26 protein-coding genes are annotated in these 25,679 nt (G+C 64.9%); 13 read left to right on the top strand and 13 right to left on the bottom strand.

Annotated elements, in window-relative coordinates; translation table 11 throughout:
- Positions 1-32 precede the first annotated feature (32 nt).
- Genes RX331_RS31215 through RX331_RS31200 form a run of 4 tightly spaced genes read right to left on the bottom strand, consistent with a single transcriptional unit; the run spans position 33 to position 6,855 of the window.
- Complete coding sequence (locus tag RX331_RS31215) at positions 33-2,096, bottom strand: hypothetical protein (RefSeq protein WP_317253434.1); 2,064 nt, start codon at positions 2,094-2,096, stop codon at positions 33-35.
- Positions 2,097-2,099: 3 nt separating this feature from the next.
- On the bottom strand, positions 2,100-4,910 hold the full coding sequence (locus RX331_RS31210) for a DUF4159 domain-containing protein (protein ID WP_317258278.1): 2,811 nt from the start codon (positions 4,908-4,910) through the stop codon (positions 2,100-2,102).
- A complete protein-coding gene (locus RX331_RS31205; RefSeq protein ID WP_317253433.1) occupies positions 4,910-5,854 on the bottom strand; it encodes a DUF58 domain-containing protein in 945 nt (314 codons plus the stop codon). Before RX331_RS31205 ends, RX331_RS31210 begins: the two co-directional genes overlap by 1 nt.
- Entirely contained in the window at positions 5,854-6,855 is a 1,002-nt protein-coding gene (locus RX331_RS31200; RefSeq protein WP_317253432.1) for a MoxR family ATPase, read from the bottom strand. Before RX331_RS31200 ends, RX331_RS31205 begins: the two co-directional genes overlap by 1 nt.
- A gap of 306 nt (positions 6,856-7,161) precedes the next feature.
- Here RX331_RS31200 and RX331_RS31195 point away from each other — a divergent pair, with 306 nt between their 5' ends.
- The 5 genes from RX331_RS31195 to RX331_RS31175 are packed head-to-tail and all read left to right on the top strand — an operon-like array spanning position 7,162 to position 10,727.
- On the top strand, positions 7,162-7,782 hold the full coding sequence (locus tag RX331_RS31195; protein WP_317253431.1) for a DUF1285 domain-containing protein: 621 nt from the start codon (positions 7,162-7,164) through the stop codon (positions 7,780-7,782).
- Positions 7,783-7,802: 20 nt separating this feature from the next.
- Entirely contained in the window at positions 7,803-8,453 is a 651-nt protein-coding gene (locus RX331_RS31190) for a CoA pyrophosphatase (RefSeq protein WP_410708332.1), read from the top strand.
- Positions 8,450-8,713, top strand: coding sequence for a DUF6111 family protein (locus RX331_RS31185; RefSeq protein WP_317253429.1), 264 nt, complete (start codon positions 8,450-8,452; stop codon positions 8,711-8,713). Before RX331_RS31190 ends, RX331_RS31185 begins: the two co-directional genes overlap by 4 nt.
- Positions 8,710-9,969 (top strand): CCA tRNA nucleotidyltransferase, encoded by a 1,260-nt coding sequence (locus RX331_RS31180; RefSeq protein ID WP_317253428.1) that lies wholly within the window; start codon positions 8,710-8,712, stop codon positions 9,967-9,969. The genes RX331_RS31185 and RX331_RS31180 overlap by 4 nt, the downstream gene beginning before the upstream one ends.
- Entirely contained in the window at positions 9,966-10,727 is a 762-nt protein-coding gene (locus tag RX331_RS31175; protein ID WP_317253427.1) for a sulfite exporter TauE/SafE family protein, read from the top strand. Before RX331_RS31180 ends, RX331_RS31175 begins: the two co-directional genes overlap by 4 nt.
- 6 nt (positions 10,728-10,733) lie before the next feature.
- Here the strand turns inward: RX331_RS31175 and RX331_RS31170 are convergent, their stop codons facing one another.
- The 7 genes from RX331_RS31170 to RX331_RS31140 form a co-directional block, all read right to left on the bottom strand.
- Positions 10,734-11,687: a hypothetical protein gene (locus RX331_RS31170; protein ID WP_317253426.1), complete on the bottom strand. Its 954-nt coding sequence runs from the start codon at positions 11,685-11,687 to the stop codon at positions 10,734-10,736.
- Positions 11,688-11,940: 253 nt separating this feature from the next.
- Positions 11,941-12,669, bottom strand: a complete 729-nt coding sequence (locus tag RX331_RS31165) for an HAD family hydrolase (RefSeq protein WP_317253425.1) — start codon at positions 12,667-12,669, stop codon at positions 11,941-11,943.
- A gap of 175 nt (positions 12,670-12,844) precedes the next feature.
- Entirely contained in the window at positions 12,845-13,063 is a 219-nt protein-coding gene (locus RX331_RS31160; RefSeq protein ID WP_317253424.1) for a YodC family protein, read from the bottom strand.
- A gap of 66 nt (positions 13,064-13,129) precedes the next feature.
- Positions 13,130-14,017 carry an oxygen-dependent coproporphyrinogen oxidase gene (gene hemF, locus RX331_RS31155; protein ID WP_317253423.1) on the bottom strand — a complete coding sequence of 296 codons (888 nt, stop codon included), beginning with the start codon at positions 14,015-14,017 and terminating at the stop codon, positions 13,130-13,132.
- A gap of 115 nt (positions 14,018-14,132) precedes the next feature.
- On the bottom strand, positions 14,133-14,498 hold the full coding sequence (locus RX331_RS31150; RefSeq protein ID WP_317253422.1) for a 6-carboxytetrahydropterin synthase: 366 nt from the start codon (positions 14,496-14,498) through the stop codon (positions 14,133-14,135).
- A 15-nt stretch (positions 14,499-14,513) separates the two neighbouring features.
- The gene (gene queE / locus RX331_RS31145; protein ID WP_317253421.1) at positions 14,514-15,146 is read right to left on the bottom strand and encodes a 7-carboxy-7-deazaguanine synthase; all 633 of its coding nucleotides are present in this window, start codon (positions 15,144-15,146) and stop codon (positions 14,514-14,516) included.
- A gap of 9 nt (positions 15,147-15,155) precedes the next feature.
- Positions 15,156-15,629, bottom strand: a complete 474-nt coding sequence (locus tag RX331_RS31140) for a tRNA (cytidine(34)-2'-O)-methyltransferase (protein WP_317253420.1) — start codon at positions 15,627-15,629, stop codon at positions 15,156-15,158.
- A 277-nt stretch (positions 15,630-15,906) separates the two neighbouring features.
- Between RX331_RS31140 and petA the strand changes: the two genes are divergently transcribed.
- The 6 genes from petA to RX331_RS31110 all read left to right on the top strand — a co-directional run bounded on the left by petA (position 15,907) and on the right by RX331_RS31110 (position 21,116).
- Positions 15,907-16,437, top strand: coding sequence for a ubiquinol-cytochrome c reductase iron-sulfur subunit (petA, locus tag RX331_RS31135; RefSeq protein ID WP_283029675.1), 531 nt, complete (start codon positions 15,907-15,909; stop codon positions 16,435-16,437).
- Between the two features lie 67 nt (positions 16,438-16,504).
- Entirely contained in the window at positions 16,505-18,577 is a 2,073-nt protein-coding gene (locus RX331_RS31130; RefSeq protein WP_317253419.1) for a cytochrome c1, read from the top strand.
- Between the two features lie 298 nt (positions 18,578-18,875).
- A complete protein-coding gene (locus tag RX331_RS31125) occupies positions 18,876-19,550 on the top strand; it encodes a dienelactone hydrolase family protein (protein ID WP_317253418.1) in 675 nt (224 codons plus the stop codon).
- 39 nt (positions 19,551-19,589) lie between these two features.
- Positions 19,590-20,492, top strand: a complete 903-nt coding sequence (locus tag RX331_RS31120) for an NAD-dependent epimerase/dehydratase family protein (protein ID WP_317253417.1) — start codon at positions 19,590-19,592, stop codon at positions 20,490-20,492.
- Positions 20,493-20,566: 74 nt separating this feature from the next.
- Positions 20,567-20,794, top strand: coding sequence for a hypothetical protein (locus tag RX331_RS31115; protein ID WP_317253416.1), 228 nt, complete (start codon positions 20,567-20,569; stop codon positions 20,792-20,794).
- Positions 20,745-21,116, top strand: a complete 372-nt coding sequence (locus tag RX331_RS31110; RefSeq protein ID WP_317253415.1) for a type II toxin-antitoxin system RelE/ParE family toxin — start codon at positions 20,745-20,747, stop codon at positions 21,114-21,116. The genes RX331_RS31115 and RX331_RS31110 overlap by 50 nt, the downstream gene beginning before the upstream one ends.
- Here the strand turns inward: RX331_RS31110 and RX331_RS31105 are convergent.
- On the bottom strand, positions 21,100-22,101 hold the full coding sequence (locus RX331_RS31105; protein WP_317253414.1) for a VOC family protein: 1,002 nt from the start codon (positions 22,099-22,101) through the stop codon (positions 21,100-21,102). The genes RX331_RS31110 and RX331_RS31105 overlap by 17 nt on opposite strands.
- A gap of 323 nt (positions 22,102-22,424) precedes the next feature.
- Here RX331_RS31105 and RX331_RS31100 point away from each other — a divergent pair, with 323 nt between their 5' ends.
- Both RX331_RS31100 and RX331_RS31095 read left to right on the top strand, forming a co-directional pair.
- On the top strand, positions 22,425-24,581 hold the full coding sequence (locus tag RX331_RS31100) for an anthranilate synthase component I (protein ID WP_317253413.1): 2,157 nt from the start codon (positions 22,425-22,427) through the stop codon (positions 24,579-24,581).
- Between the two features lie 135 nt (positions 24,582-24,716).
- Positions 24,717-25,256, top strand: a complete 540-nt coding sequence (locus RX331_RS31095) for an adenine phosphoribosyltransferase (protein WP_317253412.1) — start codon at positions 24,717-24,719, stop codon at positions 25,254-25,256.
- Between the two features lie 30 nt (positions 25,257-25,286).
- Here RX331_RS31095 and RX331_RS31090 read toward each other — a convergent pair whose 3' ends face one another.
- Complete coding sequence (locus RX331_RS31090; RefSeq protein WP_317253411.1) at positions 25,287-25,619, bottom strand: GIY-YIG nuclease family protein; 333 nt, start codon at positions 25,617-25,619, stop codon at positions 25,287-25,289.
- Positions 25,620-25,679 lie beyond the last annotated feature (60 nt).

Here is a 25,679-nt window from a genome sequence, read left to right as displayed (position 1 = left end):
GATTGATGCAACAATCGGAGGCGAGGCAGCGCCTACCGCCCCTCGCGTATCCAGGTTGCCGCGAAAGCGCCGAGCAGCAGGAGCAGCCCGACCAGCCCGGCGAACATCGGGAGCACGCCGACGCCCTTGACGACGCTGGCGTCGCGCATCTTCACGCCCATCCAGCCGTCGCCGTGGAAGATGCCGGACGAGCGAACCGGCACCACGCGGGGCAGGTCGATGCTTCCGCCGTCGGCCACGCGGCGCGCGTCGCCGCCGGTCGCCTGCGCCAGCGGTTTCAGCATCTCGGTGGTGGAAGTGACTTCGGAAAATTCCTTCGGGTTGGTCGGTCCGACGTTGATCAGCGCTTTCAGCGCGCCATCGGTTGCCTGCCACAGCCCGAGCTCGTCGGCGGGCAGGGTGGAGCGCCAGGTGCCGGGTTCGCTTGCCGTCAGCGTGAGTTCTTTGGTCGCCCCGCTCGGCGAGGTCACGGTCACCGGCGGCACGTTGTCCGCCATGGTCTGGCGCAGCACCACCAGGTCCTTGCCCTGGATCTGCAGGCGCAGTGCTTCCTCGTCGAGGTCAGGCTGCTTCATCAGCCAGTGCGACATCCGCCGCAGAAGGTCCAGGTGCGGTCCGCCGCCTTCATAGCCGCGCGCCCACAGCCAGATATGATCCGTCAGCAGCAGCGCGACGCGGCCTTCGCCAAAGCGCGACAGCAGCAGCAGCGGCTTGCCGTCGGTGCCGGTCATGACAGGCGCGCCGATCGCATTGCGCGTATCGACGGTTCGAAAAAAGCGGCTCCAGTGCGGTGGCTCGCTCGCGGAGCCTTCGAGGCCGCGCGTCACAGGATGGCGCTTACCGGCGTCGCTCAAGTGTGCATAGAACGGTTTTTCGGTGACGCCGACGGGTTCTGCCGGCAGCACCGTATCCAGCGGCGTCCGCCAGATGCTGGTGGTGGAGGCGTAGTCGGGCCCGGCTGACACCAGCATCGCGCCGCCGCCGCGGACGTAGCGCGCGATATTGTCAAAATAGGCGATCGGCAGCACCCCCTGGCGGGCGTAACGGTCGAAGATGATCAACTGGAAATCGTTGATCCTCTGCTGGAACAGTTCGCGGGTCGGAAATGCGATCAGCGACAATTCGTTGATTGGCGTGCCGTCCTGTTTCTCCGGTGGCCGCAGGATCGTGAAATGCACGAGGTCGATGCTGGCGTCGGACTTCAACAGGTTGCGCCAGGTGCGCTCGCCGGCATGCGGCTCGCCCGAGACCAGGAGCACGCGCAGCCTGTCGCGGACACCCTCGATCGCGACCACCGCGCGGTTGTTGACCGGCGTCAGTTCGTTCTCGAGCGGCGAGGCTTCAATCTCGACGATGTTGGGGCCGGCATGCTTGATGTCGACGTCGACATTGGCGGTCTGGCCGCTGACCATATTGCGCTCACTGATCACCTCGCCGTCGCGGCGCACGACGATCTTGGCGCGCTGGTTGGTGACCCCTTGGTCGTCCAGCCGGTAGGTGATGGTCTGCGGCTGCCCGACAATGCCGAAACGCGGCGCAGCCGTGATCGCGATGCGGCGATCGCGCTCGTCCTTGCGGCCGGTGACGAGCGCGTGCACCGGCGCCTGGAAGCCGACGGCGGCGGCATTGGCGGGGATGTCATGAACGCGACCATCCGTGATCAGGAACGCGCCGGCGACGCGGTCGACCGGAACGTCCGACAGCACCGAGGACAGCGCGCCGAACAGCTTGGTGCCGTCGGTCTCGCCGTCGGCCTGCCCGGCCTCGACGACGCGGACCTCCAGTCCCTTGATCTTCTTCAGCGTGTCGACCAGCGCCTCCTGCGCCTTGGCCGTCTCTGCGTTGCGCGTGCCGAAATTCTGGCTCGGGCTCTTGTCGACCACGACGGCAGCGACCGAGGACAACGGCTCGCGGTCCTCGCGCGTGAAGGAGGGGTTGGCGAGCGCCAGGAGGATCAGCGCCAGTGCTGCGACGCGCACGGCGGCGCCGCGCGAGCGTCCAAGCAGCAGCAGCGCCGCGATGACGACGATCGCGGCAAGTGCGATCCAGAGCACGATGCTTGGAACGAGGGGAGTGAACGCGATGCCGTACTGCATGGTCTATTGCCCCAACCGCTCGATCAAAGCGGGCGCGTGCACCTGGTCGGCCTTGTAATTGCCGGTCAGGGTGTACATCACGATGTTGACGCCGGAGCGGAAGGCGAATTCGCGCTGGCGCGGTTCGCCCGGCGTCAGCGGCAGCATCGGCTGTCCGTCGGGGCGGTGCGCCCAGGCGCCGGCAAGATCGTTCGAGGTGATGATGATGGGTGAGACGCCGTCGCCACCGCGCGCCGGCCGCGAGGCCGCGTCGTCGTCATCCTCGCGCGGCAGGGTCTCGACCCAGGTCTGGCCAGTGTTGAAGCGGCCCGGGAAGTCGCGCAGCAGATAAAACGTCTTGGTCAGCACGTGCTCGCGCGGCACCGGCTCGAGCTCGGGCACGTCGAGGGAGGAGAGAATCTCGCGCAAGGTACGCATGCCCGGCGTCTGCGATGCGCCGTTCTCGCCTGGCGGCGCCTCGATCGCGTCGCGGGTATCGAACAGCACCGTGCCGCCCTGTTTCATGTAGGCGTCGATGCGGTTGATGGCGTCCTGCGGTGGCTTCGGCGCGCCCGGCACCACCGGCCAGTAGATCAGCGGAAAGAACGCCAGCTCGTCGCGCGCAGGATCGACGCCGACGGGATCGCCGGCCTCCAGCGCGGTGCGCTGCGCCAGGAACAGCGTCAGCCCGGCCATGCCGGCCTTGACGATGGAATCGACGTCGGCATTTCCGGTGACGACGTAAGCGAGGCGCGTCTGCGACACCGACTTGATGGCGAAATCGTCGTTGTTCTGTGCCCGCGTCGGCGATGGCGTGATTGTCGTCGCTGCGAGGATCAGCGCGAGCAGAGCCGCCGCCGTCGCTGTCCGGCGGCGCCAGAGTGCAGCAAGGCCGGCGCCCAGCATCGCGACCACGACGGCGTCGATCAGGAACAGCGCCAGCGACGACGACAGCAGGATGCCGCGCAGGTCACGCGGTTCGGCATTGGTGTAGCTGGCCCGTTGCGCGCGCAAGGATGACGTATCGAGCGGCGCGATGCGATCGGCCGCAGCCAGCGTGTTGACGGCGATCGGGCCGTCGGCGGGGCCATAGAAGCCCGGCGGATGTTCCGCGGTGCCGCGGTCGCGATAATCCGCCGGCATCGGCTTGGCGGTCGAGGGCGGCGGCCCGAAGGCGCCGGAACCATCGAGGGTGCGCAGCGGCGGCACGGTCTCGACATTCGCCGCTTCGCTCGCAACGCCCGCACCGGGTTTTGATGTGTAACCGGACATATCGACCAGCCGGCGCAGCATTTCGACAAAACTGCCGGACATCGGCAGATCCGACCAGCGCGAGTCGGCGCCGACATGGAACAGACTGACAATACCTCTGCCGCGATGTTCACCTGTTACCAGCGGCGTGCCGTCTTCCAGCGACGCCCAGGTCTTGGTGGCGAGCACGGCGTCCGGCTCGGCCAGCACCTGCCGGTTCACGGTGATGTCCTTCGGCACGGTGAGGCCCGCGAACGGGCCGTCGGCGGCAAACGACGACAGGTGCTGCGGCTTTTCCCAGGTCAGGCTGCCGCCGAGTACGCGGCCGCCACGGCGCAGCTTGACCGGCACCAGATCGTCATCGGCCTGCGCCAGACGCGGGCCGGCAAAGCGTACCAGCACGCCGCCCTGATCGATCCATGCATTCAGCCGGTCGCGGATTTCCGGCGACAGCGTGCCGACATCGGCGAGCACGATCATCGGCAGCCGCTGATCGAGGAACTGGGCGATCACCTGCTGCGGCGCGCCGCGGTCGCCGAGCCGCACGTCGGCAAAAGGTGAAAGGGCGCGGGTCAGATAGAAGGTCGATGCCAATAGCGGCTGGGCGGTATCGCTGGTCGCCCCGGTGACGACGCCGACGGCGCGCCGCCGCCATCGCTTGTCGAGCAGCTGCACCGCGCCGGCCGACCGTTCGCCTGATATTTCCAGCCGCGCAATGTCGTTGCGCAGTTCGACCGGCAGCTCGAATGATGCTTCGCTCTCACGGTCCTGCATGCCGAACGCATAGCGCGCCTCGCCGATCGGCGAGCCCTTGGCGTCGATCGCGCGAACCACGCCGGCGGCGACGCCGCCGGTGGTGCGCAGCACCTTGACCGTCATCTTCGCCGCGGCATTTTCAGCGGCGACCAGCGCCTGCGCCGGGGCCGCGCCGCCCTCGAACACCGTCAGCTTGCGGTCGCCGATGGTCTTGGCGAGATTTTCGACGAATTCGCTGCCGCGCCCGGTGTCGACACCGTCGGACAGCCAGGCAACCTCAGCATCGCCGGTGGACTTGAGGAAACGGTCGATCGCGCTGAGCGTGTCGACGCGGTCGACCGAATAAGGTTTTGGCGAAATCTGGCGCAGTGCGACGCGCGCCGTGCCGGCCGGCATCAGCGTGATGTCGCGCGCCGTCTCGGAGAGCGGAACCAGCGCCACGCCGCGGCGGTCATTGTCGGCGTCGGCGATCAACTCATCGGCGGCCTTGATCCGCGTCTCCCAGCTTGCGGCGGCGCTCCAGCCGTCGTCGAGCAAAATGACCAGCGGCGCATTGCTGCCGCCGACGCCGGTCTGCGGATTCCAGATCGGGCCTGCGGCGGCAAGAATGACCAGCGCCGCGGCGGCGAGCCGCAACAGGGTCAGCCACCACGGTGTCCGCGATGGGGTCTCTTCCTTCGGCCGGATGTCGAACAACAGCCGCGTTGGCGGGAACTCGATGCGCCGGGGCCGCGGCGGCATGACGCGGAGCAGCCACCACAATACCGGCAGGCTGAGCAGGCCGAGCAGGAGCAGTGGCTGCGCGAAGGTGAGGGGGATCCCTGCGATCATGCGCTACGCCCCGCCTTGACGGTTGATCCCCGCACGTTGCCCTTGGCTGCCATCATGCCTGAATGCAGGAACAGGAGCAGTTCGGCGGCGGAACGGCTGGTGGTGTGGGTCGAGAACAGCCAGTCGAGCCGGTTGGTCTCGGCGCGGATCTGGTCGCGATGCAGCGCGACGCGCTCGACGTAGTCGCTGGCCCAGCTTTCGGCGCGGCCGGCGGTGATGACGCCAAAGCCCTCCGGCTCGACGAATTCGACGCGGCCGGCATAGGGGAAGGTTTCTTCGGCGGGATCGACGATCTGAATCAGCGTGCCATGCGCGCCGGAGGCGGAGAGGCCAGCCAGCATCGTCGTGATTTCGCTCATCGGCGACCAGAAGTCGGACAGCACGACGATCTCGGCCAGCGCCGAGGGGACAAACGACGGCGGCAGGCTCGCGCGCACCGCATCGTCATGCAGCATCGCCTGCGCCATCTTGTCGATCACGCTGCGGCTGGCGGTCGGGTTCATCAGGCCGGGAATACCAACACGTTCGCCGCCCGACACCAGCAGTTCAGCGAGCGCGAAAGTCACGATCAGGCCGCGCTCCAGCTTGGAGTCGCGCGCGCCCTTGGAGGCAAACGCCATTGACGGCGAACGGTCGGGCCAAACCCACACCGTATGGGCGGCCTCCCACTCCTGCTCGCGGACATAGAGATGATCGTCCCGTGCCGAACGCCGCCAATCGACGTTCTGCGACGGCTCGCCGGAGACGAAGCGGCGGTATTGCCAAAAGCTCTCGCCGGCGCCGGCGCGGCGCCTGCCATGCAGGCCGTGGATGACGTTGGCGGCGATCCGGCGGGCTTCGAGCACGAGACGCGGCAGCGATGCGGCGAGCGTTCGGCTTTCGCCATCGGCACGTCGGATTGCTAGAATCTCCCTGGTCTCGTGGCTGGTCTCTGCGGCCATCAACCGATCCGGGTCTTCAACTGTCTGATCACATCGGGAATGGTGCGGCCCTCCGCGCGCGCCGAGAAGGTCAGCGCCATGCGGTGCTTGAGGATGGGCTCGGCGAGATCGAGCACGTCATCGACCGAGGGGGCGAGGCGGCCGTCGAGCAGCGCGCGGGCGCGGACCGCCAGCATCAGCGATTGGCTGGCGCGCGGGCCCGGCCCCCAGGCAATCAGCTTGTCGCTGCCGCCTTCGGAACTCGGGCGCGCGGCGCGCACCAGTGACAGGATCGCCTCGACGACGCTGTCGCCGACCGGCAGGCGGCGAACCAGCCGCTGCGCGGCGATCAGGATTTCAGCATTCATCGAGGCCTTGGCGAGCGTCTCGTCTGCGCCGGTCGTTTCGAACAGGATGCGGCGCTCGGCCTCGCGATCCGGATAATCGACGTCGATCTCCATCAGGAAGCGGTCGAGCTGCGCTTCGGGCAGCGGGTAGGTGCCTTCCTGCTCCAGCGGGTTTTGCGTGGCCAGCACGTGGAACGGCTTAGGCAGGTCATGCCGCGCGCCTGCAACGGTGATGTGCTGTTCCTGCATGGCTTGCAGCAGCGCCGATTGCGTGCGCGGGCTGGCGCGGTTGATTTCGTCGGCCATCAGGAGTTGCGCGAATACCGGCCCGGAGATGAAACGGAACGACCGCTTGCCGGATTGGCTTTCATCCAGCACCTCGGCGCCGAGAATGTCCGACGGCATCAGGTCCGGCGTGAACTGGATGCGCTTGGCGTCGAGCCCGAGCGTGATGCCCAGCGTTTCCACGAGCTTGGTCTTGGCGAGGCCGGGAACCCCGATCAGCAGCGCGTGGCCGCCGGACAGGATCGTCACCAGGGTGTTTTCGATCACCCGGTCCTGGCCGAAAATGACGGTGGAGATCGCTTCCTTCGCGGCGCGAATCTGGCCGGACACCTGCTCGGCGGACCGGACGATCGCGTCCTCGAGTTTTTCGACACCGTCTGCACTCGCCATGTCTTTCTCCTTCAACCACCTAAACCCTTCATGACACCGCTGGTTGCGTCGGGCCCGCGTCGTCATGCCACGAGCCTCATGCTAAACCCGTGCAAGAGGCATGTATTCGTTGAATTAAACTATCCCCACATTATCGGTGTTTCGGGGTATGAACGGCATCACGATATGGCGACCTGATCCGCATTATTACGGACCGAGTTCGTCAGGAACACATCGCGTTACCTATCGGTACATCAAGAGTTACCTATCGGTAATGTACAGGTGCACCTATCGTGCCAATCGAGGCGCCAAGAGTCAGGGCAAACAATGGCGAAGCAAGGGCAGACCAAGAATCTTGACGACAAGGGGCTCGAAGGTCTGACGGTGGCTGCGAGGGAGGCCGCGAATCGTGCCCCGGCCAGCAAGGGGCTGCCGCCGGTCCATCTGTGGAATCCGCCGTTCTGCGGCGATCTCGACATGCGAATCGCCAGCGATGGTACGTGGTTCTACTTGGGCACGCCAATCGGCCGGCCGGCGCTGGTGCGGCTGTTTTCGACGATTCTGAAGCGTGAGGACGGCAAGCACTTTCTCGTGACCCCCGTCGAGAAGGTTGGCATCCGCGTCGATGATGCGCCGTTTCTGGCGGTCGAGATGCAGAACGAAGCCGGTGAGCGCGGGCGGCTGCTGCGCTTTCGCACCAATGTCGACGACTGGGTGCCATGCGATTCCGACCATCGCCTGCGCTTCGAGATGGCCGCCGACGGCGGGCTGACGCCCTATCTGCACGTCCGCGCCGATCTCTGGGCAAAGGTGACCCGCGCGCTCTATTACGATCTGGTTGACATGGGGGAAGAGCGGGTGGTCGATGGTCAGCCGATGTTTGGAATCGAATCCGGCGGCGAGTTCTTTGCGATGGCGGACGCCGAGCAGGTGAGGGGCGCGGTTTGAACGAGCCGATACTGAAGAAGATGGAGGCGGCTCCGATCAGTGCGACGGAGTTCTTCGCGCGGAGCAAGACCCGGCTGAACTTCGACGTGCCGCCCGGCCTGATCGATCCCAATATCATTCCGAAGACAGGCGACTCCGGCAATGACCGCATGCTCGAAATCGTGGCGCGCGAGCAGCCAGTGCGCCCGGCAGCGGTGCTGATCCCGGTGGTCGATCACCGCGAGCCGACCGTGCTGCTCACCCAGCGCTCGCCGCATCTGTCGAGCCACGCCGGCCAGATCTCCTTTCCAGGCGGCAAGATCGACTCAACCGACGCGTCCCCGCTCGATGCCGCCCTGCGCGAGGCGGAGGAGGAAGTCGGCCTCAAGCGCGAGTTCATCGAGCCGATCGGCTATCTCGACCTCTACGGCACCGCCTTCGGGTTTCGCATCCTGCCGACCGTGGCGCGCGTGAAGCCCGGCTTCAAGCTTGCGATCAACGAGGGCGAGGTGGTCGATGCCTTTGAGGTGCCGCTGGCGTTTCTGATGAATCCCGAGAACCATCAGATCCACTCCAAGGATTTCCGCGGCATCGAGCGCTCCTATTACGCCATGCCGTTTGCCGAGCGTTACATCTGGGGCGCGACCGCGGGAATTCTGCGCGTGCTGTATGAGCGGATTTATCTCGCATGATCCGTCCGGTTCTGACCGAAATCGGAATTTTCCTGATCCCGTTTGCGGTCTATGCGCTGTTCCTGATTGCCACCCGTTCCGGTGTGCTGTCGTCCGCCTCGTGGCCGACGCATCTGGTGGCCAAGCTGGTGCTGGGATCGCTGCTGCTCGTCATCATCAGCTTCGTCATGCTCGCGCAGTTCTCCGGCGCGCCGCCGAATTCGACCTATGTTCCCGCCCATCTCGAAAACGGCAAGCTGGTCGACGGAGTTGAGAAATGAGCGAGGCACGCGTGCTGGCGGATGCGCCATGGCTCCGATCGGGTCCGGCCGCGCGCGTGCTTGCCCTGCTCAATGGCGATGGCGAGGAAGCCCGCGTGATCGGCGGCGCCGTGCGCAATGCCCTGCTGAAGATTCCGCTCGGCGACATCGATATCGCAACCACCGCGCTGCCTGACGAGGTGGTCCGCCGCGCCAAAGCGGCCGGCGTCAAATGCGTGCCGACGGGAATTGACCATGGCACGGTCACGCTGGTGGTGGAATCGCATCCGTACGAAGTCACAACGCTGCGCGAGGATACCGAGACCTTTGGCCGCAAGGCCAAGGTTGCGTTCGGGCGCGACTGGGTTCGCGACGCCGAACGGCGCGACTTCACCATCAACGGGCTTTCCGTCGACGCCGACGGCATCGTGCATGACCATGTCGGCGGTCTGGCCGATATCGCAGCCAGGCGCGTGCGCTTCATCGGTGATCCCACCCAACGCATCGCCGAGGATTATTTGCGCATCCTGCGCTTCTTCCGCATGCACGCCGCCTATGGCGCGGGCGAGCCGGATCGCGCCGGCTATCTCGCCTGCATCGCCGGACGCGCTGGATTTTCCGGACTTTCCGCCGAGCGCGTGCGGATGGAAATGCTCAAGCTGCTGATCGCCGATGGCGCTGTCGTCGCGGTGCAGGCGATGGCCGATGCCGGCTTCCTGCTGCTGATCTCCGGCGGCGTCGCCTACACAGGAACGTTCGCCGCGATGATCGCGGCCGAACGCGAGCTGGGGCTCGCGCCGAACGCCGTGCGCCGGCTTGCCGCGCTCACCGTCGCGGTCACCGAGGACGCAAAGCGCGTTGCGGCACGGCTTCGTCTCTCCAACGCGGAAGTCAAGGCGCTGGACTCGATGGGGCATCGCTGGTGGCGGTTCGCCAGCAAGGACGAGGCGCGGGCGCGGCAACTGCTCTACCGGCTCGGCGAGGATCCTTATCGAGACCGCCTGATGCTGGCATGGGCGCGCGCCGGCGGCGTCGGCAATGGCGCCACGCGCTGGCGCGATCTCGCAACCTTGCCGCAGCGCTGGAGCGCGCCGAAATTTCCGCTGAAGGCCGCCGACTTCATCTCGCGCGGCATCGCCCAGGGACCCGCGCTCGGTCACGTGCTGACGCTGGCGGAAGACGCGTGGCTGGCCGCGGATTTTCCGCTGGAGCCATCCGCGCTCGCGGCGATCGCCGACCAGGCCGCCGCGCGCTTCGTCCGAGATCACCGGTTGTGAATATTTTTGCCGGTTTCGCCGATGTCTCCCTCGCCCAACTCGTGCTGGTCGGAGGCATGGCGCTCTTGGCCTCCGTTATCGGCGGGCTCGCCGGCTATGGCACCGGTGCCTTGATGCCGCTGGTGCTGGTGCCGCTGGTTGGCGCCGAGCCGGTGGTGCCGATCATCGCGATCTCGGCCATCTTTACCAATATCAGCCGCTTCGTGGCCTATTTTCGCTATGCCGACCGCCGCCGCGCGCTGATCGTGGTCGGCGCGGCCATGCTGACCACGGCGCTCGGCGCCTATGGCTACACCCGGTTGACCAGCGCCGGCGCGGCGCTCGTCATCGGCGGCATGCTGATCCTGAGCGTGCCGCTGCGCCGCCTCGCCAGGCACCGCGAGATCAAGATCGGCGATACCGGCCTCGGCGTCAGCGCGGTGGGCTATGGCGTCCTGGTCGGCGGCACATCGGGCTCCGGCGTGATCCTGCTGTCGCTCTTGATGGCGTCTGGCCTGGAAGGGGCGGCGGTGATCGCCACCGATGCGGTGATCTCGGTCGCAACCGGCGTGATCAAGATTTCCGTGTTCGGCCTCGCCGGCGTCGTGACCGCGCAGGTGCTGGCGTTCGCGCTCCTGATCGGGGCCATCGCCATCCCCGGCGCGTTCCTCGCCAAAGCCTTCGTCGAACGGATGCCGGTGCATATCCACACCGCCATTCTCGACGCCGCCGTGATCACCGGTGGCCTCGTCATGATCACTTCAGCGCTGCGGCACTGATCAGCGTCAACGGGTGTAGTTCGTCGCCGTGCGGATCGGGAAACAATTCAAGCTTGATATGTTCCAGACAAACGGCACGTTGCACCAAAGCCGGGACGGGCGGTATTTCACGCGGATTTGCTCCATCTGATACAGCGCTAGGCTATTGAACGCGTTGATCCGGCCGGCCAGATCATCCAGCTTGTCGTTGATTTCCTTTTCTCCCAGGATACCGCTTTCCTCCGCGCCGTCGCGCGCGCTTCCGGAGGCCCATTGCCTAGCCGCCGCCAGACTGTCGTGCGCGGACTCAAGGCAATGGTGCATCGTCAGGACGTGGTGTTTGGCGCTGTACCAATAGATTCTCTTGGCCGCCTTGTCGTTGGGGCCGGCGCAGATTCGGATGGACGCATCCTTCGGTTTGGTCTTCTCGTCAATGCCGCGTTTTTCGGGTATCGCGCAATATTGGTCGTCAGTGACCTCCTTGGCCGGCGTGTCGTCGTCCGGCAGATTCACGTTTCCGAACGCCGGAAAATAGAACTTGCTGGAGCAGTCAAAATCGGAGTCGCGCAATACCCGCCGTGACAGCGGATCAGGGTCGACGTTGTGCTTTTTGGCCGGATCGCGATAGGGATCGCTGGGTCGGTCGATATAGATTTCGGCCTTTCGCGTCAGCAAGTCTATACTTTCGCGTAGTTCGTTTCGCGCTTTCTCATAACGCTCCGAAATCGCCTGTGCGTCCTTGGTGGCCAGCGCCTTGTCGCTTGCGCTAGATTTCTCGCTGAAGGCGCGCGCGAAATCGAAATACAGCGTTTGCTGCAGCGCTTGCATTTCAGAGAATGGGCGTGAGATTTCGGTGAAGGTTGCCGCCGCCAAGGTCATGTCCTCCTTGGCCTGGCTGCTCACCTTCTCCTGATAGGCGTTGAGATACTGGAAATAGCCAACCGCGAGACTGCTCACCACAGTAAACAGGCCGCTCAGCACGGTGAACAGCGATAACCCTTTGACGGTGGTCCAGAGCCACCTTCGCGCGACGGATTTCGGTGCAACGTCGTTCGCCTCTGGCGGCGGTTTGTGCGTGTCGTTGTTCGACATCGGTGAATTCCCCAGCCTGGACTTCAACCTTGGACCAACGTCGACACAATCTGGGATTGCTCGCTTCTGAGCTGTGAGGCACCTCACATTACACGTAATGGTGTATGATCCGCCGGCTCGCCCTGGGACTTCAGCCGCCCTGTCAGCGCTCGCCGGGCAGCAGTTCCGTCAGCGAGCGGATGATGCGGTCGGGCTTCACGGTGGTGTCAGGGGGCAGGCCGTCGCCATGCACGTCGATCCAGATGGCATAGATGCCGAGCCGTTGCGGCGCCACGACTTCCCATTCGAGATTGTCGCCGATCATCCAGGTCTCAGCGGCGGTGACGCCGAGCACCTGCATGGCGTGCAGATAGGCGCGCTCGTCCGGCTTGCCGAAGCCGTGCTCGCCCTCGATCTGGATGTGGTCGAAACGGTGCGACAGCGCAAAGCGTTCGACCTTGGCGCGCTGGGCGCCGGCAGCGCCGTTTGTCACCAGCGCGAGCTTGACGCCGCGCGCCTTCAATTCGTCGATGGCATCATGTGCGCCCGGAAAGACGAACATTTCCTCTTCGCGGTAGGCGGTAAAGCGGTTGGCGAGCCGTATCGCCAGATCGTCGGAGAGGACGTGGCCGGTGGTGGCGAGGGCGGCAAAACCGTTGCGCACGGTGATCTGGCGCGCTTCATCCAGCTTCAGCCGCCACTCGGCTTCCGCGACCGCCCAGAATTTTCGCGCCGAATCGAGCACGGCGGCGGCGACCTGTTGTGGGGTCAGCGGTCCGAGCTCGGCGGCGAATTCCGCCGTGACGTTGTTCCAGGCGATTTCGGGACGTCCGTAGGCCGACAGGATGGTGTCGTCCATGTCGATCAGCATCGCGCGGGGCAGTTCGGTCATCGGTTTCGCGGGTCTCGCCTCTGGCTGCGTCGGCCGCGAGAAGGTGCGGGCCGATTTCGCCCGCGAATACCAGATCGGCCGCACCGGGTCCAATCCCCGGGAAAACGACGCCGCCGGCCCGTCAAGGCGGGCGGCGCCAAAGATCCCCTTACGCAACCTTGTTGCGGCGGTCGTCTTATTCCTCGTCCTCGTCTTCCTCTTCGTCGTCCTCGTCTTCATCCTCATCGTCGTCGGCTTCGGCGAGTTCGAGGACGGCCAGCGGCAGCGTCTCGCGAAACAGATCGCCTTCAACGCCCATCCACACACACGCGACGTTGCCGTCCTTGACCTCCACCACCGTGAGCGGATGGCCGCCGGACTTGAGTAGGACGACGTCGCCTGGTTTTAGATCCATGATCTGCTCCTTGGATTGCATGACGAACCGCACCCTAGCGGCCCGTCATGACAACCAATCATGCGATCATGGCCATTTAACTTCCGGCGGCATCGACGAGAGGATGGAATCCACATTGCCGCCGGTTTTCAGCCCGAAGATCGTTCCGCGGTCGTAGAGCAGGTTGAACTCGACGTAGCGGCCGCGCCGGACGAGCTGCTCCTCGCGGTCGGCGGCATTCCAGGCCGTGGCGAAATTGCGCCGGACGAGCTCGGGATAGATCTTCAGGAAGGCGCGCCCGACTTCCTGGGTGAAGGCGAGATCCGCGTCCCAGTCGCCGGAATCGTGCCAGTCATAGAAGATGCCGCCGATGCCGCGTGCTTCCTTGCGATGCGGCAGATAGAAATATTCGTCGCACCATTTCTTGTATTTGTCGTAGTCGGCGACGCTGTTTGGCCCGCCGCAGGCTTCCTTCATCGCCTGATGGAAGGCCTGCGTATCACGGTCTTCCTGGGTGCGCCGGCGATCCAAGACCGGCGTAAGGTCGGCACCGCCGCCAAACCACGCCTTGGTGGTGACGACGAAGCGCGTGTTCATGTGCACCGCCGGGACGTGCGGATTGCGCATGTGGGCGATCAGCGAAATGCCCGAGGCCCAGAACCTGGGATCGTCGGCAGCGCCCGGAATCTGCGCGCGGAATTCAGGCGCGAACTCGCCATGCACGGTCGAGCAGTGCACGCCGACCTTCTCGAACAGCCGGCCGCGCATCATCGACATCACGCCGCCGCCGCCGGGTTTGCCGGTATGGTCGGTGCGGTCCCAGGGGGTGCGCACGAATCGGCCGGCCTCGCCGGAATAGAGGGCAGGGGGCGCGTCGTCCTCCAGCTGCTCGAAGGCCGCGCAGATGTCGTTGCGCAGGGTTTCGAACCAGGTTCTTGCCCGCGCCTTGCGATCTTCGATGACGGATACGTCCATCAGGAATTCCTCGACCTGTCTTCCGTCATTGCGAGCGGAGCGAAGCAATCCATCGTGCCACGAATGAAGTGTGGATTGCTTCGTCGCTTACGCTCCTCCAATGACGGCACCCTGCTTACCCTTGCGGCCCAAAATAGGTGCAGCTCTCGTTGCAGCTATCACGATGAACGCTGACGCGGGTGATCTTGCCGGCGTGCTGGACCCGCTCGAAGATGAAGCGGGAAATGTTCTCCAGCGTCGGCGTCCCCAGCGCCTCGATCTTGTTGAGAAACTTGTGGTCGAGCGTCTTGCGCACGTCTTCCATGCTGCGCTCGAGGAGGCCGAGGTCCAGCACCATGCCGGTTTCCGGATCGGGCGTGCCGCGCACGCTCACCTCGGCACGAAACGAGTGGCCGTGAATTTCCTCGCTGGCGGGGCCGAAGGTCGTGCCCTTCAGCGAATGCGCGGCTTCGAAGCGAAACGATTTTGTTAGTTCCCACATCTTGGGCGTCTGGTCCTATCTGATACCGAGTGTCTTGTGCGTCTGCAGGCTAAGCCGCCATTGCGGATGGCGCAGGCAGTACGCGACCGCGCGCGCGGTGTTTTCGATCACATTCGGCCCATCCATCGGCTGCAGCGAAAAGCGCTCGAAATCGAGCCCTGCAAAATCTTCCGGCGCGGCGCCGGCCTGCGGATAGACCAGCTTCAGCTCGTGGCCGCGGCGTACCACGAAGTCGGAGCCGGCCTTCGGGCTAACGCAGACCCAGTCCATCCCATCGGGCGGTTCGATCGTGCCGTTGGTCTCGATGCCGATCGAAAAGCCGCGCGCATGCAGCGCTTCGATGAAGGGGGGATCGACCTGCAGCAGCGGCTCGCCGCCGGTCAGGACCACATAGCGGTTGGTGTTGTCGCCGGTCCATTGCCCGGCGATGACGTCGGCTAGTTCGTCCGCCGAGGCGTAGCGGCCGCCGAGCGTGCCGTCGGTGCCGATGAAGTCGGTGTCGCAGAACTGGCAGGTGGCGGTGGCGCGGTCCTGCTCGCGGCCGCTCCAGAGGTTGCAGCCGGCAAAACGGCAAAACACCGCCGCGCGGCCGGCATGTGCGCCTTCGCCCTGCAAGGTCAGGAATATCTCTTTGACCGCGTAGCTCACACTTTCTCCTCAGGATCCGGTTTCGGCCGACACCTGATGACCCGTCTGCCGCAGCGCCTCTCCCAGTGCCATGGCGGCCGACATGGCCACATTGAGGGAGCGCAAGTTCGGCCTGATCGGGATCACCATCCTGGCATCGGCCGCGGCAACGACCTCGTCGGGTACCCCGGCGGATTCCCGTCCGAACAGCAGGATGTCGTCGCCTTGATAGCGGAAATCCAGGTAGGAACCGGCCGCCTTGGTCGTAAACAGCACCAACCGGAGACCCACCTCGTTACGCCACTCCTCGAATTTTGACCATGAGTCGTGCCGGGTGAGAACGACATGATCGAGGTAGTCCATTCCCGCCCGGCGGAAATGCCGGTCAGAGATCGGAAATCCGGCCGGCTCGATGATATGGGCCGAGACGCCCAGGCAGGCGCACAGGCGCAGAATCGTTCCGGTGTTTTGGGGAATGTCGGGCTGGAACAGGGCGATGTGCATGTGTCGAGGCTTCGGGGCGCGCGGGCGAATGACTGAATAATCACGGTCGGGCGCAGATTTAGTGCATTGCACGTTTGTGAGCCGATAGCGGGCTTGCGCTCTCACGGCAAGGGTGCCAATAGAACGATTCTGGACTGCTTGTTCCGCCGGAATGGGGGAGGAAAAGCGGTTTTTCTGCCGCCGCGGGGGCCGCGGGCGCCGGCAGCCTGTTCCGGGTCGCATTTGGGCGCCCCCCGGGGCGGTTCCGCTGGCTGCAGATAAGAAAGGGCTTTGAATCGTGACGACAGCGTCTTCGGCGGACCATCCGACACGCCGTGATTTCCTTTATGTTGCAACGGGAGCCGTCGCCGCCGTCGGCGCGGCCGCCACGGTCTGGCCGCTGGTCGCCCAGATGAATCCGGATGCCGCGACCGTCGCGGCTGGTGCACCGATCGAGGTCGATCTGACCCCGATCGCCGAAGGACAGGACATCAAGGTGTTCTGGCGCGGCAAGCCGATCTACATCAGCCATCGCACCAAAAAGCAGATAGAAGAGGCCCGCAAGGTGCCGGTCTCGAGCCTGCCCGATCCGCAGAGCGACGAGGCGCGGGTCAAGTCGGGCCATGACCAGTGGCTGGTGGTGGTCGGCATCTGCACGCATCTCGGCTGCATCCCGATCGCCCATGAGGGCGCTTACGACGGCTTCTTCTGTCCCTGCCACGGTTCGGTGTACGACACTTCGGGCCGCATCCGTCAGGGACCGGCGCCGGCCAATCTGCCGATCCCGCCCTATTCATTCGTTTCCGACACCAAAATCCAGATCGGCTAAGGGCTCGGGCGCCAGCCCGTGGACCCATTACGCCGTAGCGTCGTCTTACTTCCTCAGGATCGCATCAATGAGCGGACCATCCGATTTTCAGCCGACCAATCCCGCCTTGAAGTGGATCGAACGGCGCCTCCCGATCATGGGACTTATGCATTCCTCGTTCGTGGCGTATCCGACGCCGCGTAACCTGAACTACTGGTGGACCTTCGGCGCCATCCTTTCGATGATGCTCGGCGTGCAGATCCTGACCGGCGTAATCCTGGCGATGCACTACACGCCGCACGCCGATATGGCCTTCAAGTCGGTTGAGCTGATCGTCCGCGACGTCAACTATGGCTGGCTGCTGCGCAACATCCACGCCGCCGGCGCCTCGATGTTCTTCTTCGCCGTCTACATCCATATGTTCCGCGGCCTCTATTACGGGTCGTACAAGGAGCCGCGCGAGGTGCTGTGGATCCTCGGCGTTATTATCTACCTCCTGATGATGGCGACCGGCTTCATGGGCTACGTGCTGCCGTGGGGCCAGATGAGCTTCTGGGGTGCCACCGTCATCACCAACCTGTTCTCCGCCGTGCCCTATTTCGGCGAGAGCATCGTGACGCTGCTCTGGGGCGGCTATGCCGTCGGCAACCCGACGCTGAACCGCTTCTTCTCGCTGCACTACCTGCTGCCGTTTGTGATCGCGGGCGTCGTCGTGCTGCACATCTGGGCGCTGCATGTCGCGGGCCAGAACAACCCGGCCGGCGTTGAAGCCAAGACCGAAAAGGACACGGTGCCGTTTACGCCCTATGCGACCATCAAGGACATGTTCGGCGTCTCCTGCTTCATGCTGTTCTTCGCCTGGTTCATCTTCTACATGCCGAACTATCTCGGCGATGCCGACAACTACATCCCGGCCAACCCGGGCGTGACGCCCGCGCACATCGTGCCGGAATGGTATTACCTGCCATTCTACGCGATCCTGCGTTCGATCCCGAACAAGCTCGCCGGTGTCGTGGCGATGTTCGGTGCGATCATCGTCCTGGCGTTCCTGCCCTGGCTGGATAGCGCCAAGACGCGCTCGTCGAAGTATCGCCCGCTGGCCAAGCAGTTCTTCTGGATCTTCGTGATCGTCTGCATCGGCCTCGGCTACCTCGGCGCCCAGCCGCCGGAAGGCATCTACGTCATCATCGGCCGTATCCTGACCGTCCTCTACTTCGCCTACTTCCTGATCCTGCTGCCGCTGCTCTCGGTGATCGAGAGGCCGCGTCCGGTGCCGAATTCGATCGCCGATGACGTGTTGGCCAAGACCGGCCGCAAGTCGGCGCCGATGGTCTCGACCGTGATTGCGCTGATGGTGGCCGGTGGCCTCCTGGTGGGCGGCTCGCTGGATGCACGCGCCGAGGATCATGGCACCAAGCCGCCCGGCCAGAAGTGGTCGTTCTCCGGCCCGTTCGGCACGTTCGATCGCGGCGCGTTGCAACGCGGCCTCAAGGTCTACAAGGAGGTCTGTTCCTCCTGTCACGGCCTGTCCTATGTCGCGTTCCGCAACCTCGCCCAGGCCGGCGGCCCCGGCTATTCGGTGGCGCAGGCCCAGGCGTTCGCCTCCGACTACAAGATCAAGGACGGCCCGAACGACCAGGGCGAGATGTTCGAGCGGCCGGGCCGGCCCGCCGACTATTTCCCGTCGCCGTTCCCGAACGAGCAGGCGGCCCGCGCGGCCAATGGCGGCGCGGCCCCGCCGGATCTGTCGCTGATCACCAAGGCGCGTTCCTACAAGCGCGGCTTCCCGATGTTCGTGATCGACTTCTTCACCCAGTATCAGGAGCAGGGTCCGGACTACGTTGCCGCGCTGCTGCAGGGCTATGAGGAAAAGCCGCCCGCCGGCTTCAATCTGCCCGAAGGATCGTTCTACAACCATTATTTCCCCGGCCACGCCATCAAGATGCCGAAGCCGCTGAGCGATGGCCAGGTCACCTATGACGACGGTTCGCCGGCCACGGTTGCGCAATACGCCAAGGACGTCACCACGTTCCTGATGTGGGCCGCGGAGCCGCACATGGAGGCGCGCAAGGCGCTCGGCCTGCAGGTGTTCGTGTTCCTGATCCTGCTCACCGTGCTCCTGTACTTCACCAAGAAGAAGGTTTGGGCCAACGCCCACTGATCCCGGATACGTCGCGAATATCCCGCCTTCTTCATCGCCAATTCGGAAAAGCCCCTGTGGGGGCTTTTTTGTTGTTGGGCACAAGATTTCGTGTCCCGGACGCCGTGCAGCGCTTCTTTAGCGGTGCACGGCAGAGCCGGGACCCCGGCTTTCGTGCGGCCATGGGCCCCGGCTCTGCAGCGCATCGCTGTCGCGCTGCACAGCGTCCGGGGCACGAGAGATAGCAACCCGATTGCTTCCTAAACTCACTGCGGACAAAATACCGCCAACCAGCCCAACATCATTCGGGAGGAATTCCATGGGTACCAGCGTCACCTTCAAGCGGCCGGACGGCAAGGATGCGGCCGGCTATCTCGCCAACGCCGCGCGCGGCAATGCGCCGGGCGTGGTCGTGATCCAGGAATGGTGGGGCCTGCAGGACCAGATCAAGGGCATGTGCGACCGCTTCGCGCTGGCCGGCTTCGACGCGCTGGCGCCCGATCTCTACAGGGGCACGGTGGTGCCGTATCATGACACGGATGCGGCCGGCCGCGAGATGAACTCGCTGGATTTCATGGACGCCACCACGCAGACCGTGCGCGGCGCCGTGCAATATCTGTCGCGCAACGGCGCCAAGGTCGGGCTGACCGGCTTTTGCCTCGGCGGCGCGGTAACCATCATCGGCGCCACCAAGATTCCGGAACTCGCCGCCGGCGTCGTGTTCTACGGCATTCCACCGGAGCAGGCCGCCAAGCCGGCGGACGTCAAGATTCCGCTGCAGGCGCATTTCGCCAACAAGGACGATTGGTGCACGCCGCAGGTGGTCGACGCCTTCGAGCAAGGCATGAAGGCCGCCGGCAAGTCGCTCGAGCTGTTCCGCTATGACGCCGAGCACGCCTTCGTCAACGAGCAGCGGCAAACGGTGCATGACCGCCAGGCCGCCGAGCTCGCCTGGGGCAGGGCGATTGCGTTTTTCGCGAAGCATCTCGGATGAGATGCTCGTGCTTCCGCGCGACGACAGTGGAGGCGGTGAATGAAAATCTTCTGCACGGGCGCCTCGGGCTATATCGGCGGATCGGTTGCCGCGCATCTCGCGGCTGCCGGTCATCAGGTGACCGGCCTGGTTCGCTCGCCTGAAAAAGCTAAAGCCGTTCGCGCGCTCGGCATCGAGCCGGTGATGGGCACGCTCGACGACGGCGAAATCCTCGCACAGGCGGCGTGGGCCGCCGATCTCGTCGTCAACGCCGCAAGCGCCGACCACAAGGGCGCGGTCGTCGCGCTGCTCGATGCTGTCAGTGAAAGCGGCAAGGCCTTCATTCACACATCCGGATCGAGCATCGTCGGCAAGCGGTCCCGCGGCGAGCGCTCCGACGAGATCTTCGATGAGGATACGCCGGTCACGCCATCGCCCGCCCGCGCGGCGCGGGTTGCGCTGAACGAATTCATCCTCTCCCACCGCGACAAGGACTGCCGCCCCGTCATCATCTGCCCGAGCCTGATCTACGGCATCGGCCACGGGGCCGGGCGCGACAGCGTGCAGGTGCCGCTCTTGATCAAGCTCGCCAAAAAGCGCGGCAACGCGGCGCATGCCGGGCCGGGCGAGAACATCTGGTCCAACGTGCATATCGACGATCTCGTGACGCTCTACGCGCTCGCCATCGAGAAGGCGCCGGCCGGCAGCTTCTATTACGCCGAGAACGGCGAGAATTCGATGCGCGAGGCGTGCGAGGCGATCAACCGCATGCTGGGCTTTGTCGGGCGGCCGACGCCAATGTCGATGCAGGCGGGCGCCGCCGAATGGGGCGAGGGCACCGCCGAGGATACGATGGCCTCCAACAGCCGGGTGCGGGCGAAGCGCGCCCGGGAAGAACTGGGCTGGAGGCCGCAGGCGCGCGGCCTGATCGATGAGATCGAGCACGGGTGTTACCGGGAGTAACCGGATTTCACGTGTTCGCCAGCGCTGAGATGCTGCATCTCGCATTTGGCTTTAACTTGCGGTAGAATGCTCCGATGACCAAGGTTCTCGAAGACGCGATCGAAAAGGTGCGCAAGCTTCCCGAAGATAGGCAGGCTTATGCTGCGGAACTGCTCGAGCAGATCGCGGCTGCCGGCAGCGACGCGTTTGCAGTGCCGGAAGCCCACCGCGCAGCAGTGCTCGAAGGTCTCGGCCAGGCCCGGATCGGCGAGCTTGTCAGCGAGGGCGAGATGGCTGCCCTTTGGAAAAAGTGCGGCTTGTGAGATTACGGTTGTTGCGCCGCGCGCCCGCGCCGACATAGCCGAAATCCACGAATACATTTCACAACACAGTCCGCGTGCGGCCTCCGCGGTTGTCAATCAAATACGCATGACGGCGCGGCTGCTGGCTGCACATCCCGGACTTGGACGGGAGACGGATATTTCCGGTGTGCGCGTGCTTCCAACGGTCCGCTATCCGTTCCTGATCTACCACCACGTTCGCGGCGATGAGTTGATCATCATCCACGTCCGGCATGGCGCCGCGACGTGCCAGGCGTGGACGATTTCTAGTCTAGCGGCGCCCTCCATTATCGGCCCTGCCTGATCCCATCCCACCACGCGCACGTGCCCGACATCAGCTTGTAATTGCCCTCCATCACCTGCACCGGCGCGCGCAGGCCGGAGGCGGCGGCGTTGAGGCGCATCTGCCGCGCGACCTCGCGGTCTTCCGGCGGCAGCCAGACGCGCTCATGGCCCCACAGGCTCGGCCCGTCATGCATCTCGACCGGTTGCCAGGTCGCCGGATCGATCTCGCGGCCGCCCCAGCCGCATTCGATCATGACGGACGACGGCGACTTGCAATAAAAAGAGGTCATGAAATCGTTGGTGTGGCGGCCGAGCGTAACGCTGACGCGGCCTTCCTGGGTTTGCGCGATGTCGTAAGCCTGGCCGACATCGTCGAGCGAGAACAACTCGACCATCAGGTGATGCATGCCGTTCCGGCCGGTCTCGATCAGCGCGAGGCTGTGATGCCTGGCGTTGACGTGGAAGAAATAGGCGCGGAACGGCTTTGTGATGTAATCGGAGAGGCCGAAGCCGAGGACGCCGACATAGAATGCCATCATGGGCTCGATGTTCTCGACCGTCAGCACCGCGTGTCCGAGGCCGAGCGGGCCGGTACGAAAGCCGGAGATCGAACGTCCGGGGACGAATGGCGTCCCGTCGATCTCGGCGCCATGAAACGCCTCGAGCCGGTTGCCGGCCGGATCGTGGAACGAGATCAGGCCGCGGACGCGCCTTGCATCGGCCAGCGCCTGCGGTTCGGCCACGACAGGCACACCGGCCGCTTCCAGCCGCGCCGCCAGCGCATCGAGCGCCGCAGCGTCCTGAACCTCCCAGCCGAAGAAACGCGTGCCTTCGCCCATGGCGCGGTCGATCACGATGCGCTGCTTGCGGTCGTCCATGCGGAACGACAGCAGCGCGTTACCGCGCTCCACCGCCTGGAAGCCCACGAGGTCGGTCCCGAACTGCCGCCAGTCGTCGAGGTTGTCTGATCCGAAGCCGGCATATCCGAGACCCAGCAATGCCATCGCTGCCTCCCTCATTGCAATCTTGACGCGCCGAAAGCGCCGCTGCTTGCTCAAATCCTACGCAAGTTTTCCGCTTTCCGACAGCCCAGGATGGCCCGGGCAGGCGCTCCCCGGCCGTCCCTCCCTTGACATCACCGGCGGCGGATGGTGTTTAGGGCCCATGAGCACCCTCGTTACCCCATCCCGTCTGTGGTGGCGCACCTCCTAAGAGGTGGCCGGTGCGATTTCATTTTCTCAAATCGTCGAAGGTCGCCATCGCAGCGCGACGGTCCCTTCGTTTGTCCTGTGTGGCGCTCCCTGGCGAAGTTTCGTAAGAGGATCACATGAACAGGACAGCCTTCTCCCTGCCTGAGCACAGCGGATACCGGACCGGCGGCGGCCTGGTAATTTCGCGCGTCGTCGAGCAGTTCACCGGCAAGGCCAAGCGCCTCGACGACCTGATCGAGATGCTCGACCGCCGCCGCGGCGTCGTGCTGTCTTCCGGCACCACCGTGCCGGGCCGCTACGAGAGCTTTGATCTCGGCTTTGCCGATCCGCCGCTGGTGCTGGAAACCGCGGGCTCCAACTTTTCGCTGTCGGCACTGAATGCGCGGGGCGAGGTGCTGATCGCGTTTCTGGGCGATGTGCTGCGCGAACCCTGCGTGGTCATTTCGGAGAAGAGCCCGACACGGCTCGCCGGCCACATCATCCGCGGCGCGGCACCGGTCGAGGAAGACCAGCGCACCCGCCGCGCCAGCGTGATGTCGCTGGTGCGCGATCTCATCGCCGCGCTATCAGCCAATGATGATCCGCTGCTCGGCCTCTACGGCGCCTTCGCCTACGACCTCGTGTTTCAGATCGAGGACCTCGTGCAGAAGCGCGCGCGCGAGGCCGACCAGCGCGACATCGTGCTCTACGTGCCCGATCGCCTGCTCGCCTATGACCGTGCCACCGGCCGCGGCGTATCGTTGAGCTATGATTTCGCCTGGCAGGGCAAATCCACCCAAGGTCTGCCGCGCGACACCGCCGCGAGCGTTTACGCCAAAACGCCGCGGCAGGGCTTTGCCGATCACGCGCCCGGCGAATATCAGGCCACGGTGGAAGTCGCGCGTGCCGCGTTCGCGCGCGGTGACCTGTTCGAAGCGGTGCCGGGGCAGCTCTTTGCCGAGCCCTGCGAGCGCTCGCCCGCCGAAGTGTTCCAGCGGCTCTGCCGCATCAACCCGTCCCCCTATGGCGCGCTGATGAATCTCGGCGACGGCGAATTCCTGGTCTCGGCCTCGCCCGAAATGTTCGTGCGCTCCGATGGCCGCCGAGTCGAGACCTGCCCGATCTCGGGCACCATCGCGCGCGGCGTCGATGCGATCGGCGATGCCGAGCAGATCAGGCAGCTCCTGAACTCCGAGAAGGACGAGTTCGAGCTCAACATGTGCACCGACGTCGACCGCAACGACAAGGCGCGCGTTTGCATCCCCGGCACCATCAAGGTGCTGGCGCGGCGGCAGATCGAGACCTATTCAAAACTGTTTCACACGGTCGACCATGTCGAGGGCATGCTGCGGCCCGGCTTCGATGCGCTCGACGCCTTTCTCACCCATGCCTGGGCAGTCACCGTGACGGGTGCACCGAAACTGTGGGCGATGCAGTTCGTCGAGGACAATGAGCGCTCGTCGCGGCGTTGGTATGCCGGCGCGATCGGTGCGGTGAATTTCGACGGCAGCATCAATACCGGGCTGACCATCCGCACCATCCGGATGAAGGATGGCCTCGCCGAGCTGCGCGTCGGCGCCACCTGTCTGTTTGACTCCGATCCCGCCGCCGAAGACCGCGAATGCCAGGTCAAGGCGGCCGCGCTGTTCCAGGCGCTGCGCGGCGATGCGCCAAAGCCGCTGTCGGCCTTTGCGCCCGACGCGACCGGCTCGGGCCGCAAGGTGCTCTTGATCGATCACGACGACAGTTTTGTACATATGCTGGCGGACTATTTCCGCCAGGTCGGTGCCAGTGTGACCGTGGTCCGCCACGTGCATGCGCAGGAGATGCTGAAGAAGAACTGGGATCTCCTGGTACTGTCGCCGGGGCCGGGCCGGCCGGAGGATTTTGGGATTTCGAAAACCATCGGCACCGCGCTCGAGCGAAAGCTGCCGATCTTCGGCGTCTGCCTCGGCGTGCAGGCGATCGGCGAATACTTTGGCGGCCAGCTCGGCCAGCTCGGTCAGCCCGCGCACGGCCGCCCGTCGCGGATCCAGGTGCGCGGCGGGCGCCTGATGCAGAACCTGCCGAACGAGATCGTGATCGGCCGCTATCATTCGCTCTATGTCGAGCGCGACAGCGTGCCTGATGTTCTCGAAGTCACCGCGACCACCGAGGACGGCGTCGCGATGGCGATCGAACACAAGACCCTGCCAGTCGGCGGTGTGCAGTTCCACCCGGAGTCGCTGATGTCGCTCGGCGGCGAGGTGGGATTGCGCATCGTGGAGAACGCGTTCCGGCTGAATGGGAATTGATTTGAGTACGTCATTCCGGGGCGCACGAAGGGCGAACTATGGTGCGCAATTGGGCACCTGAGAATCTCGAGATTCCGGGTCTGGTCCTTCGGACCATCCCGGAATGACGGCGGTTTGGTTTGGAGAAAGACACCGATGACATTCGATCACGATCTGAAGGCCACCGTCCGCACCATTCCGGATTACCCGAAGAAGGGCATCCTGTTTCGCGACATCACGACGCTCTTGGCAGATGCACGCGCCTTCCGCCGCGCCGTCGACGAGCTGGTGCAGCCGTGGGCGGGCTTGAAGATCGACAAGGTCGCCGGCATCGAGGCGAGGGGCTTTATCCTCGGTGGCGCAGTGGCGCATCAGGTCTCGGCCGGCTTCGTGCCGATCCGCAAGAAGGGCAAGCTGCCGCACACCACGGTGCGGATCGCCTATTCGCTGGAGTACGGCATCGACGAGATGGAGATGCATGTCGACGCGATCCAGGAGGGTGAGCGCGTGATCCTGGTCGACGATCTCATCGCCACCGGCGGCACCGCCGAAGGCGCGGTGAAGCTGCTGCGGCAGATCGGCGCCAACGTGGTCGCCGCCTGCTTCATCATCGACCTGCCGGACCTCGGCGGCGCCGCCAAGCTGCGCGCGATGGACGTGCCGGTCCGCACGTTGATGTCGTTCGAGGGGCATTGAGCTTTTGCGATCGCTGATCGAGCTCGATGGTTACACCGCCCCAGCGCCGAGTTGCTTCCGCCAATGCAGCGCGCGTTCTTTCAAGAGCGCATCGCGCACATAGGCGCTGTCTTCCTCTTCCAGCCGTTCGCATGCTTCGAACGCAAAACTGTCCGGGCCATGCGTCGTCCACGCGGCCTGCAGGCTGCGGCAGGGGTGGCTGCCCTGGCGCAGGGTGAACCAGATCCGGTTCTGGATTTTCTCGAGATCAGGGGTCTGCCCGACCCATACCCCGGCCGAGGCCGTGCACCGGATCGCGAAGATACCGGCCGCGGACTTCCGCTCCTTGTAGGCGGCGATGGCTGCCTTTCTCGCTGATGTCATGGGGATGCCTCTCGCACGCCGCTGGGTCGGGCGAGGCGAATAGCAGGCCAGCGGCTTGGC

Origin of the sequence: Bradyrhizobium sp. BWA-3-5 (assembly GCF_032917985.1) — a bacterium.
Lineage (GTDB): Bacteria > Pseudomonadota > Alphaproteobacteria > Rhizobiales > Xanthobacteraceae > Bradyrhizobium.
The sequence above is the reverse complement of the archived record's forward strand: the minus strand, read 5'-3'. Positions and strand labels throughout refer to the sequence as shown.